Below are 13,792 nucleotides of genomic sequence, written 5' to 3' on the forward strand. Positions count from 1 at the left end.
GAGAAGAACGATGTTAGTGAGTAGACGAAAAGGACATGCAGCAAATCATATCGTCAGAATCAACGGAAAACGGATGGATCTTAAAGCATTAGAGCAAGTCATGATGCTTCATTTTCCGCTTAAGGAATGTGCCATCATTCCGAAGAAAAATCAAGAAGGCAGTCTATCGCTTGTGCTATTTGCACAGGCGAAGGATCCTTCGCTGACAAGGGAGGACCTGATGAAAGGTCCACTTCACCCTCATGAAGTGCCAGCCGTTCTCATTTTATTACCTTCTTTGCCAAAGACAGAAAGTGGAGCAGTCGACACAGAGGCACTGCTTTCAATTGAAATCATAGATCAAGAGGAATTAAGAAAGATAGAAGAGCGCACCAAAGCTATAGATGGAGTAGAGGAAGCGGCCGCTTTCATTGAAAGTCAGTCAGAAAAACAAACGCCCTATCACTTAGATGACCTGTTTTCTAATCGACAGCGTACTCAAGGGAACGGATCGCTTTCGAAAAATGAAGCGAGCGAGACAAAACAATCAACTGTACATGAGAAGCCGCCTGCACTTGTGTATGGCGGAGATGTGATCAAAAAGCCAGGCGCACCTGTCACACTGACAGAGGTGCTGATTCGAGCAGCTTTTATGTCACCAGACCGCGGGGTGACTTATTTGAAAGAAGACGGGCATACGTTGACCCAAACCTATCCTGAATTACTAACAAGCGCTGAACGGGTTCTGTCCGGTTTAAGGGCAGCAGGACTGACAAACGGTGATCAAGTGTTACTTCAATTGAAAGATCATCAAGATTTTATCACGGTGTTCTGGGGCTGTATTCTCGGAGGAATCATTCCGACCCCGGTCTCCGTGCCGCCTGTTTATGATGAAATCAATCAAGGGGTGAATAAGCTGAAGGGCGTGTTTCAGCTGCAAAATGAACCTTTCATTATTACGAATGAAGCAAATGCTGAGGACATTGCTGGGCTACGTGAGACATTTGAAGCAAAGACCATGCCTATCTTAACAATTGAAACATTGCTGGCGTATGAACCAGATGAACAACATTATGAGCCGGAGCCGGATGAGCCTGTGCTGCAGCTGCTGTCTTCAGGAAGTACGGGTGTGCCAAAGTGTATCCGTCATCATCATCAAAGCATTTTATCTAGAATTATGGCTTTTGAGCAGGTAAACGGTTTTACACATGAGGATGTGTCGCTTAACTGGATGCCGCTTGATCATGTTGGTGGGATTGTCATGTTTCATGTACATGACGTCTACCTTGGCTGCCAGCAGATTAGTCCATCCATCGATCAATTTATCGAGCGGCCGATGGTGTGGCTCGATTGGGTAGAAATATACGGTGTGACAAGGACATGGGCGCCAAACTTTGCTTTTGCCATGATGAATGAATATGAGGAGGACATTCGTAAAGGGAGCTGGGACCTGTCTACTCTGACTTATATCATGAATGCAGCCGAAGCAGTTGTCCCGAAAGTCACACAGCGCTTCATGCACATCATGGGTCATCACGGATTAAGTCGTCATGCGATGGTACCTGCTTACGGCATGTCAGAAACATCCTCAGCCATTGTTCAGTCAAAGAAATTTATGCGGAACGGTGAACAGGATGGCCAGCTGACGATTGATCAAAATTCATTAACAAGTGAGATCGAATATGTGACGCACGATCACCCGAACAAGATGACGTTTACAGAAGTCGGCACACCGATTCCGTCTGTATGGATTCGAATTGTAGATGAGCATCACGAGGTGCTGCCAGAAGATCAGGTTGGGCGCTTGCAGGTGAAGAGTCCAACAATTATGATGGGCTACTATCAAAATGAGGAAGCTAATCAAGAAGTATTTGCGGAAAACGGCTGGTTTCACACGGGGGATTTAGGCTTTATTCACGAAGGGCGTCTCGTTCTGACAGGTCGAGAAAAAGACATCATTGTTATCAACGGCGCTAACTATTTAAATTACGAAATTGAAGCGGTTGTAGAAGAGGTGGACGGGGTTGAAGTCACCTTTGCCGCTGCGTACGGCATTTATAATCCCGAATCAAGCAACGACACGCTTGCTGTCTTTTTTGTCTCACAAAGGGATTCAATAGAGGAACAAATCACAATGATTCAACAGATTAGAGAGGCCATCATTCGAAAAATCGGCATAGAGCCTGATCACATCATTCCGGTGAAAAAAGATCAATTTCCGAAAACGGAGAGTGGGAAAATCCAGCGTGCTCAGTTAGGCGCAGCACTAAAAGATGGAGCCTTCCGTGACATTGAACAGGCACTGGATCTTGCTTCTGAAAATGAACAAACACTCCCAGATTGGTTTTTTAAACGCATTTGGGCTAAGGAGAATATCGGTCCAACTCAGCCTTTTGCTGAACATGTCCTCGTTTTCGAAGATGAAAAAGGACTTTATCAATCGCTTTACGCCCAATTTGAGCAAAAGAATCAGCCATATATTTCTGTGAGAAAAGGGCATGAATTTTTGCGTCTGTCTAAAGGGATGTATCAGATAAACCCGAGAATCAAGGGAGATTACGTCAGGCTCATTGCAGCACTTGAAGCAGATGAACTAAAGACCGGGCGCATGCTCCATCTGTGGAATGTGTCAGACAGAGAAAACATCGTTGATCCTGCGCATTTCAAAGAGCTGCATGCCAGCACCAATCAATCCATTTTGTACTTGTATCAAGCATTGAGACAAGCAAATAAAGAGCCCATCCGTTTTGTCGTTGTGACAAAAGGTGGTCAATTTGTGCAGCTTGAAGACGATCTTCATGTGGAGAAAACGCCGCTTGTAGGCCTACTAAAAACCATACCGCAAGAATGGGAAGGAGCAGAGGTGTCTCACCTTGATATTGAAGCGGAGAATGTAGAACAGGATGCCAAGCATATTGCGGAAGAATTGTCTGCGATTCATATAAAAGCAGAGGTGTCTTACCGAAATGGGGACAGATTCGTACCAAAGCTGGAAAAAGTCAATATGATGGAAGCATCTCAAACAGAAGGGTTTTTAGAATATGAAGGTCTTTATTTATTGACTGGAGGACTTGGCGGGATTGGGTTTGAGCTGTCTAAGCAGATGCTCCAATTTGGCTTAAAGCTCGTCTTGATTGGACGGACATCTCTGGAAGGCAGCTTGGAAAAGAAAGAAGCCTTCTCACAGTTAAAAGGTTTTGGTGACGTCATTTATGTCCAAGCGGATGTGACCAACTTATTTGACGTCGAACAGGCGATTTATGAAGCAGAAAAGCATTTTGGACAATCGATCCGAGGTGTGCTGCATTTGGCCGGTGCTGGCAATGTGTCTGAGCATTTTCAGCAGGCGGACAAGTATACACTGGCTCATACGTCAGAAGAGGATTTCACAAAAGAAATGTCAGGGAAAGCAGACGGAGCATGGGTGCTGCAGGAAGCCTTTAAGTATGATCCGACAATACCGTTTGTCTTTTTTGGATCGGTCAATGGCTTTTTTGGCGGCACGACATTTGGGGCATACTCTGCGGCCAACAGCTTTTTAGATGGACTCGCCCACGCTCTCACCTTTCAACAAGGAAGACGAGCGATCTCATTGAACTTCAGTATGTGGGATAATCTCGGTTTGTCTAAGGGGCATACCGGAGCAGCTCTCACCGTTCGCAAGGGATTTCAATTGATTGGAAAGAAGCAAGGTCTCCATTCTTTATGTCTAGGTGTTCGGCTGAATGAAGCGCATCTATTTATCGGACTGGACGGAGCAAACCGAGACATCGCCGGGTATCTTCAGCCAGCTCCAATACCGGTCTTTGAAAAAAAGCTTTTTTACACTGTTCAGCCTGGCAAAGAAGTGCATGTTGAAGAGATCAAGAGCATCGCAGAAGGCAAATGGGACATTCAGCAAGTACAGGAAATACCGAAAAAACAAGATGGCTCTATTGATCATAAAGCTCTCAAATTGAATCATGACAAAAACGTACAAAGCCTTGAAAAGCAATTGCCAGAAACGAAGACAGAGCAGCGTCTTGCCGTCATATGGGAGGATATTTTAGATGTGGATCGCGTGTACAAAGAGGATCAATTCTTCGACCTTGGCGGACATTCACTAAAAGCGACTCAAACCATTTCTCGGATCAATCATGAATTTTCAATGAAGGCACCTTTAAAAATATTATTTGAAAGCAAACATCTGGCACATCTGGCGCAAATGATTGATGACATCAAAGGGGCGTCAGCCGTTCAGGAAGCCAAAATTCCAAAGCTTGAAAAGAAAACAAGCTATGAGCTGTCACATGCCCAGAAGCGCATTTGGTTCTTATCCACATTAGAAAAGAGCCATCATTACAATATATTAGGTGCTTGGAAGCTGACAGGACCATTACACATTCAAGCATTAACAAAAGCGATTGGCCTTTTAACAAAGCGGCATGAAGCACTTCGGGCAACATTCGAATCACTTGGCGGCAAGCCGGTCCAACTCATTCGAGAAGACCTTCCGCCATCTGTGACAGTGGCAAATTTCTCGTTATTTAATGAAAAAACAACAACGAGAAGACTGAAGCAGCTCATTCAGCAAGAGGCAGAACGCGTCTATGATTTAGAAAGAGGGCCTCTTGCGCAGTGGACGATAGTAGATATGGGGAAGGAGGAGTATTATCTCCTTTGCGCGCAGCACCACATCATTTCAGATGCATGGTCACTCAGCCTGCTCATTCAGGAATTAGAAGTGGCATATGACGCACTGCTTGCAGATGAAACGCCGCAGCTCCCAGCCTTAGAAATCGAATGGACAGATTATGTACATTGGGAAAATGAACAATTAAAGCATCATCAAGCAGACAAAACCTATTGGCTCAATACGTTACAAGGTGAACTTCCAGTGCTGGATCTGCCGTTTGACCGTCCTCGTCCGCCGGTTCAAACATTTAACGGTGCTACAGAGCAAATCGTATTGGATGAACCGCTTATCCGCCGCTTGCAGGCTTTGTCTAAGCAGCAGGGCACGACACTGTTCATGACGATGCTGTCTGCGTACTACGTCCTGCTTCACAAGCTGTCCGGACAGACAGATATCATTGTTGGATCGCCAATTGCAGGCCGGGATGCCAAACAATCAGAGCAGCTTGTTGGGATGTTTGTGAATACACTTGCGCTGAGACAGGACGTCTCAACAGCAGATACGTTCGCCGCTCTCTTGGAAAACGTGAAAGAGATGACATTAAAAGCGTTTGAACATCAGCATTATCCATTTGATAAGCTTGTCGATGACCTTTTGTTAGATCGAGATTTAAGCCGGTCACCTATTTTTCAGGCGGCCATGGGGTATGTCACCAATTCGCTTGATGTAAACCTTAAAGGGCTGACAAGTGAACATGTGATGGTCCATCATACAGTATCTAAATTTGATCTCACCCTGCATGTATTTGAACAGGAAGAGCAGCTGTCGATTCATGTGGAATACAATACGGATTTATTTGATCAAGAGACCATCCATCGTTATATGAACTATTATCTCCATGTGCTAGACGGCATGACGGCTCAGCCTGAGCGTACATTTTCTGATTATTGCTTAATGGACAAAGCGGAACAGGCGGCGATGATTATAGGGGAAAATCAAACGGAAACGCCTTATCCAAAGCGTACGCTTCAAGAATTGTTTGAAGAACAGGTGCAGCGTGATCCGCATCGTATTGCCCTGTCCTATATGGATGAGCATATGACGTATGAAGCCTTGGATAAGAAGGCGACAAAGCTTGCTGCTTACTTGCAGTCAAAAGGAATTGGACCAGGCTCCCTTGTCCCGATGCTTTTTGATCGTTCCTTTGACATGATTGTTTCGGTACTAGGAATCATCAAATCTGGTGCTGCATATGTTCCGATGTCACCTGAATATCCTGATGCACGCATCCGTCTCATCGTTCGTGATACGCAAAGCGATGTGATCATCACCCAGTCTCATTTTGCAGACCGTCTAGTGGACTTTACATGTACAAAGATTGTCATGGACAAGCCAATACCAGAAACAAATGCAGTGTATCAAAGAGAATCATCGATCATAGGTGAAGACCAGATAGCCTATGTTAATTACACATCAGGCTCAACAGGTGCACCAAAAGGCGTAATGCTTCCTCATGCAGGAGTTGTCCGCTTGGTTAGAGAAACAAATTATATAAAGCTCGGTCCAGATGACAAAATGCTTCAGCTCTCAAACTATGCTTTTGATGCCTTTACATTTGAATTATGGGGAATGCTGCTGAATGGCGGTCAGCTGATTCTGCTCCCAAAATATGCAGCACTGAATATGGACGAATTAACGCAGTTCATCAAAACGCATCAAGTAACAGCCAACTGTCTGCCAACCGCTTTATTTAATCGATTGGTGGAGCATGATCCAAAAAGCGTGGCAGGCTACCGCACATTACTCGTTGGCGGGGAAGCCATGTCTAGTGAGCATGCACGAAAGGCACTGCCGCATATGGAAGGTGTGCTCGTCAATGCTTACGGGCCAACAGAAAACACGACCTTAGCCACAACACATCAAGTCACACACGTGCCAGCAGGTGCAAAATCAGTTCCAATTGGTGTGCCGGTGTCGAACTCAACTGTTGTTATACTGGACGATGCGCTCAACCCAGTACCAGCAGGAGTCAAAGGAGAAATTTATATCGGTGGAACTGGCCTTGCTAAAGGCTACCTTCATGATCCAGAGCGGACAAAGGAGCGGTTTATTGACAATCCTTTTCCTGAACTAAAGGGAGACAAGCTGTATCGTTCAGGCGACCTTGGTACATGGCGGTCAGATGGCACCATTGAATACCTCGGCCGAAAAGATCATCTAGTGAAAATTAGAGGCTACCGAATTGAATGCGGAGAAATTGAGACAGCACTGCTCAAGCATCCACAAGTCAAAGAATGTACAGTCATCGCCAAAACGTATGGCAGCTCAAAACGGCTGGCAGCCTACCTTGTGACAAACGGAGAAAATCCTGTTCCGGGCTGGAAAGCCTTTTTGCAGGAAAGCCTGCCAGGCTATATGATTCCAAGTTACTTTGTCGTACTGGATGAAATGCCGGTGACAACGAACGGGAAGGTTGATCAAAAAGCACTGCCAGAGCCAACAGAAACAATCTCCCTTTCCCATGATGACGACAAACCGGTCACCGAAACGGAGGAACGGATTGTCGCAGCTTTCAAGGAAGTGCTTGGTGTGAAGCAAGTAGGTATGCATGACTCCTTCTTTGATCTGGGCGGCGATTCCATCATGAGTATTCAGGCTGTCGCCAAATTAAAAGAAAAAGGTGTCCATGTTGATCCAAAATGGATTTTCATGCACCCTGCGCCTGCGCAATTAGCCGCACATTTGGACGCAGTACCAGAAGCCGCTGAGAACGTCGAAAGGTCTCCGAAGGACTACGTGATCGAGCTGAAAAAAGGCGATTCAGCCGAACCAAGAATATTCTTTGCACCGCCTGCTGGTGGAACGGTGATGGGCTATATTGATGTTGCTAAGCTCATGACACATCAAGGTGCTGTGTACGCCTTGCAGTCTCCTGGCCTATATGAGGATGAAGAGCCGCAATTTCTCCATTACACGGAGCTTGTGACCCTTTTTGTTGAAGCTATTGAAACGTTCTACCGTCCGGGCATTGACTATCTTGCAGGGCATTCAATGGGCGGGCATCTTGCCTACGGAATGAATCAGCGGCTCTCTCATGCAGGAAAAGCACCGAAAGGACTCATCATTTTAGATACGGTGCCAGTGCTAAGAGATGAGGCAGATCAGGCACTTCATGCCGATATGAACGAAGAAGAAGTGAAAATGCTCGCACTTGTCCTTGGAATGGGGAACCTGGTCGGCATCCAGCCAGAAGCTTTACAAGGATTGAGCTTCCAGGAAGTGAAGCAGAAAATACTCAAAGAGGCAGAAAAGGATGAGGTTGTTCATCAATTCATGAATGATCAATATTTAGATAAATATTTGCAAATGCAAACGCATAATACGATCATGTCACAAGCCATTGAATTAGAAAAAGAACCATTCCCTGTGCCATTTTATATTGTCCAAAGCAGTGATCACGCAAGCGATTTCCAGAAGAAGTTCGCAGACTGGGAGGCTTATACGAAAGGGTCGTGCTCGTATTACCACATCAAAGGAGACCATGTCACCATGATGAAAAGACCGCAGGCAGATGAACTGGCACGGATTCTTCAAACGATTATAAAGGGGTAAAAACGTATGAATCAGTTATTTAAAACCTTTGAAAAAAAATCAGATCTCATTCAGCTTATATGTTTTCCTTTTGCCGGCGGATATTCCGCCTCATACCGTCCACTCTTTGAACAGCTAAAAGACATGGCCGAAGTCACAGCAGCAGAGCCCCCAGGGCACGGCACTAATCTCATGCCGCTTGAATCAAGCATTGACAGGCTGGCAGAGCTGTATAAAGAAGGACTCACGGACAAATTGAACCGTCCATTTATTCTGTTCGGACATTCAATGGGAGGACTTGTGGTTTACAGACTAACCCAGCTGCTAGAAAAAGAAGGGATCTATCCGGCAGCAGTGGTGATCTCAGCCATTCAGCCCCCGCAAACAAAACGGCAGATGCTGACGCATTTATCCAATGACGCATTTGTACAGCATATTGCCGAAATGGGCGGGATTCCAAAGGAATTACTAGAAAACAAACCAATGATGGATTACTTTACACCATCCTTGCGTGCAGACTATCGGGCGCTGGAAACCTTTCAGCACACAGATCAATCGATCATCGACACACCTGTTTATTTATTCAATGGAAAGCAAGATGAGAAATGCATGCAGGATGCAAGCGGCTGGCTAAAATGGGCAAAAACCATCGAACGCACCAATTTCGATGGAGGTCACATGTACATCAACACACATCCAGAGCCATTTGCAGAGCAGATGAGACATGTGATTGAACTTGTAGCCAAGCAGCAATTGATCAAGAATTAAGAAAAAACGACCCATCAATAGGGTCGTTTTTTACTGAGGAATAATACTTGAAAACGCTGATATAGCTAATGAAAATAAGAATAATAAAACGAATGGGATGTAAAATTTATAACTTCTATTTTCTTGATCTTTTAAGTGAGAATAGCACCACACACTAAATGCGACTATAACGAAAATGTTGATGTTCCATAAAAATGGAAGTGTAATCGTGCGTTCAGCATTAGATACCTTTAATAGGTATAAAATAATAACAATCAAGTTGCCTAATAAAATGTAATAGTAAGCTAATATCCCTTTTTTAAAAATATTTTTATAGGAATCTTTTATTCCGAAAATAATAAAACTTAAAAAAATGACTAATGAAAAAAATAAAACTTCAATCATTGGCTTGAATATTTCTCCAATCACAGCAAGTGAAATACCTATCCACTTACTAACTTCAATTACATCTTGATTCCCATCAATTTGTAGCTCTAGTAGATTTTTATTTATTTCATCCATTTTTAATATAGAAAGGATGAAAGCTATTATACCAGAAAGCATACATACTAATAAAATGTGTTTTTTCATAATAGCACCCTTTAACAATATCAAATTTTTATAAAATAAAATTCAATCATCGAAGCAATAAATAATAAGAAAAAACCGGTTATAAGCTGACTAGCATAGATTTTCCCTTTTGTTTTAAATGAAATTTTGTTTTTAGATATGATATATCCTATAATCTGTCTTGAGATATCAAAAGAGACAAAATAAAAAAGAAACAAACCGACAATCTCCATCGGAGCGTGGAAAATAATATAGTATAATGCTATATCAATTCCATATATATATGTATACGATATAAAAAATGCACCTAAGAAAAAACCATTTAGAAAAATAATCATGCTAGATAACAAACCTAAACTAACAATTCCAGATATTAATATTAGGAGTGACACAAAAAGGTTATTAAAAAAAATTTCTTGATAGCTATGAATCTCAATGTTGTTTTTAAAATCTATACTATCTATAAATGTTGAAGCAAAAATACTTAAACTAAAACCTCCTAAAAATAATATGATAAAAACTGAAAATTTTTAAGATAATTTTTCAAAAAATTTCTTTTCGAGTTGATCTTCATGAAAAGTCACTCCTGAAGATTTTTTTTCTGAGTGAATGATACTACCATTATCAATAAAAAGGATTTCATCACATAAGTCTGCAGCAAATTGAATGATATGTGTGGAGAGCAAAATGATTTTGTTGGCATCTCTGAAATTTCTTAAATGTTTTTTCATGTCAGCCATGTTTGTAGGATCAAGACCTGTAAATGGCTCATCTAATAAAATAATGTTTGGATGATGTAATATTGTTAAAATAAAAGACATTCTTTGTCTCATACCTCTTGAAAGAGCAGAGGAACGACGGTGAATTTGTTCTTCTAATCCATATTTGCTCAATAAATTCTTGATTTGTTCATTTTCTAAAGGTTGTTCTACAAGCATAGATTGATATTTTACAAGTTCAAAACAGGTTAAGTTTTCAAATAGAGTTGGATCGTCTTCCATATATCCGACAGAAGAAAAATTTTGCTTACTATGATTTATTAATATTTGACCTTCATCAGGATTTATCAATCCAGCAACCATTTCTAAAATAGTCGTTTTTCCAGCACCATTTTTACCTAATAGTCCGATAATTCTACCCTCTTGGAAATGCATCTCAGGAATCTTAACTTTAAAGTTAGACTCTTTGTATTCTTTAGTTAGACCTTGAATTGATAACATACAATCCCTCACTCAAATAATGTTTTAAATGATTTGTAGTTTTTATTGATTGTTCTATGCCAAAATTTAATCATTAAAAATAAAATGATGAATGAACAAGCAGCCATAACAGAATTTGTTAAAACAAAATATACTGTGCTATATGAGGAAATCACTGATAAAGCTAGAATGAAACCATAACAAATATTTAAAGTCAATTTACTAAGAGAACTTGGAACTTGATAAACAAATTCCCAATTAAAATAAGGAAATACAACAGTAGAACCGACAGTACAAATACCGACGAGAATACAAGTGTTTATTAAAGTAATCATCACGTAAAAAGGCTGATCAAGTTTTAATACAAAGCTTGAAAAAACGATATATAAAATACAAAAAAACAAGTGTAATATAATAGATAAAATAATCTTGTTTTTAATTTTATTTTTCACTAAGTTAGGTAGATTCTGTTTTAAAGGAAGAATGGGTCCATCAATATCAAAAGAGACATATGGTTGTATTGCGTTCGATATAATAATCATTGGAAAAATCACACTAAAAATAAATAAAAAATCATTTTCTATATTCAATGTTTCAAGTTGATTTGTATTAACACCATAAAGAATTAGACCAAATAAACCCCCAGATAATGTTAATATAAATAATAATACTGACCATTGAATAGGAGGATTTCTCATGAGAAGTGTAATTTCATAAAACAAAATATGATTAAACTCTCTAGATGTTCTTTTTCGTTTTTCTTTTAATTCTTTTTGGGAATTAAAAATTGGTACATTACGAACATTTTTCTTCCAATTCATCAATAACAAAAAGCTAATGAACGTGAATGTTAAAATAAAATATATTGAATAACTAGATAAAGAATTTGTTAATAAATTGAATCTAAATACAGTGAAAACCCACAGTGCAATGAGGCCAGTAGTTATATAACCAATACTCGATGAAATTGAGAAAAACTTCGGATTAGAAAGTAGCAACAAGACATGTAATCTAAGTAAGTAACCTAAAATAAAAGAAGTGGCGGCTAGAGCTGCTATTGTAAAAGCTCCCTCATACCCATTTATAATTAAATTTGCTAAGTAAGACCCTAAAATGAAGAATAATATACCAACAATAGTACTGAAAAACTTACTCATATCTTTGCTGAAGATATATTGATCTAGATGAACTTTTAAAATAGCCATCTGTTTTTTATCATTAGAGAAAAGTATTCTCATCAAACTTTTATCAATATTAACTGTAAACATAAATATAAACAGTGATAAATAGATTATTGATAAATCCTTAACGAAAAAAGGAGTTAATATACCTAGTAATAGTGGTGTTATTATGTATAAGAAAGCAAAAAATACAAAAATGAGAGCATTATTTTGTTGGTGTCTTCTTAGATCATTGATTAACAAGATTTTTGTATATGTTAAATATTTATGCATTTACAACACTTCCATTTTAAAGGTGTATAGAGAAGGCTGTTACACCTTCTCTATTAAATCTTTTTTAGAAAGAAATAGCGTATTTCACTCCGTATTTTCTAGCATAGCTAATGACCAGAGAAGCAATAGCACCAAGTCCAAAAGTACCTAAGACAGCAGCAACAGCACCCACTGTACCTGCTGCATTTAGAATTGCACTAACAGAAGTTATAGCCCAGCCAGGTATTTGAGGATAGTTTGCTACTAGATTTGCAAAAGGTGTAACTGGTTCAAGAGTCAATAAAATCATAGTTGTTAAAGTTAGAGTGAAAATAAGACTCAAGCCTACAATTGCAAAAAATCTATTTTTTAAACTCAATTCCATAATTAACACCCCTCCCTTGCTTATATACCCATACTATACAAAAAAAGGATATTAAATAAATGGGTTTTTTATACTGTATTTTTATTTCTCTGTAACGAAAGATTTAGTATTATTTTGATGAAATAAGAGAAAAGGTAGTGAAATTACTCGAGTTTATATTGATAGTGACATTACTTCAGTAACTAGCTATGAAATACAAGATAAAACCACTAAATATAATTAAACAATTAATAAGACATAAGAAAAGCGGCTCTCTTTAAAGAGGCCGCTTTTTCTTATGAATGCTGTTTCTTTACCACATTCCCGCCAATCACCCCGCCAATGACCAGCACCCCTCCGAGGAAATGATACCAATCAATCGTTTCGTGTAAAATGAGAACCCCGGCGGCGACTGTGATAAACGCGGATAAATTGTTAAAGATGCTGACCTTTGCCGCTTCAAGCTGAGAGAGTGCATAGTTTGATAAATAAGCTGTGAGAAGCGAGGAAAGAATACCTAAAAAGAACATCGACCATACAAAGGACGCTTCTGTAAATGGGCTGAAAAACTCCGGCAATGAGCCATTGATCGAATGCCGGATAAGCGCAGCGGCATTGAAAAAGACAAAGCCAAAGAAGGTCATCACAAAAGTGAGTTCGATCACATGGAATCGTTTTGTAATTACTCTGGCAAACACACTATATGCACTGGATGACAAGGCTGAAAGTAAAATCAGCACATAGCCGATGAAGTGAGAATGCTGGACATCAATTCCCTTCATGACAAAGAGAAGCATCACACCGCACACAGAAAGGAAGGTAAACAGCACTTGTATCCATGTCGCACGTTCCTTTAAAAACCAGGCTGCCAGCAGCATCGTCAAAATGGGAATCGTCGCTTGAATGATGCCAGCCTCTGAAGAAGATGTATACATCAATCCCCACACTTGAAAAGCAAAGAACAAAACAGGATAAAGCAAGGAAAACGGTACGATATAAATGAGATCACGCCATTGAATGGATATGCGATTCTTCTTTCGTAAAAATGGATACAGCAATAGAGCGGCTGCAAAAGAAACAGTAAAGCGGTGTGCCAATAAATCGATTGGGTTTGCTGATTCTAATGCTATTTTGACAAACAAAAAGGAAAAACCAATGATAGAGGCGTATGCGATCGCAGCAGCATACGCTTTTTGTTTTGAAATATTCATAACGTGACTCCTTACATGAGCATGCATGCTTCAAATGAATTGACCGGTTCTGTTCTTTTATCGTAATCGGATTATCTAACGTG

8 protein-coding genes are annotated in these 13,792 nt (G+C 40.3%); 2 read left to right on the forward strand and 6 right to left on the reverse strand.

The window, feature by feature from the left end:
• The first annotated feature begins 10 nt into the window (after nt 1-10).
• Complete coding sequence (locus QSJ46_RS06090; protein ID WP_285604456.1) at nt 11-8,206, forward strand: non-ribosomal peptide synthetase; 8,196 nt, start codon at nt 11-13, stop codon at nt 8,204-8,206.
• Nucleotides 8,207-8,212: 6 nt separating this feature from the next.
• Nucleotides 8,213-8,953 (forward strand): thioesterase II family protein, encoded by a 741-nt coding sequence (locus tag QSJ46_RS06095; RefSeq protein WP_285604457.1) that lies wholly within the window; start codon nt 8,213-8,215, stop codon nt 8,951-8,953.
• 30 nt (nt 8,954-8,983) lie between these two features.
• On the opposite strand, the gene QSJ46_RS06100 is transcribed toward QSJ46_RS06095, so the two are convergent.
• The 6 genes from QSJ46_RS06100 to QSJ46_RS06120 form a co-directional block, all read right to left on the reverse strand.
• The gene (locus QSJ46_RS06100; RefSeq protein ID WP_075610865.1) at nt 8,984-9,523 is read right to left on the reverse strand and encodes a hypothetical protein; all 540 of its coding nucleotides are present in this window, start codon (nt 9,521-9,523) and stop codon (nt 8,984-8,986) included.
• A gap of 20 nt (nt 9,524-9,543) precedes the next feature.
• Nucleotides 9,544-10,017, reverse strand: coding sequence for a stage II sporulation protein M (locus QSJ46_RS19585; protein ID WP_352230645.1), 474 nt, complete (start codon nt 10,015-10,017; stop codon nt 9,544-9,546).
• Between the two features lie 15 nt (nt 10,018-10,032).
• Nucleotides 10,033-10,722, reverse strand: a complete 690-nt coding sequence (locus QSJ46_RS06105) for an ABC transporter ATP-binding protein (RefSeq protein WP_047202719.1) — start codon at nt 10,720-10,722, stop codon at nt 10,033-10,035.
• An 8-nt stretch (nt 10,723-10,730) separates the two neighbouring features.
• Nucleotides 10,731-12,155, reverse strand: coding sequence for a hypothetical protein (locus tag QSJ46_RS06110; RefSeq protein WP_285604458.1), 1,425 nt, complete (start codon nt 12,153-12,155; stop codon nt 10,731-10,733).
• Between the two features lie 64 nt (nt 12,156-12,219).
• A complete protein-coding gene (locus tag QSJ46_RS06115; protein ID WP_024427284.1) occupies nt 12,220-12,519 on the reverse strand; it encodes a hypothetical protein in 300 nt (99 codons plus the stop codon).
• A gap of 275 nt (nt 12,520-12,794) precedes the next feature.
• Nucleotides 12,795-13,709: a DMT family transporter gene (locus tag QSJ46_RS06120; RefSeq protein ID WP_212040581.1), complete on the reverse strand. Its 915-nt coding sequence runs from the start codon at nt 13,707-13,709 to the stop codon at nt 12,795-12,797.
• Nucleotides 13,710-13,792: the final 83 nt, after the last annotated feature.

Source organism: Bacillus sp. YKCMOAS1, from assembly GCF_030268125.1.
Classification (GTDB): Bacteria; Bacillota; Bacilli; order Bacillales; family Bacillaceae; genus Bacillus; species Bacillus safensis.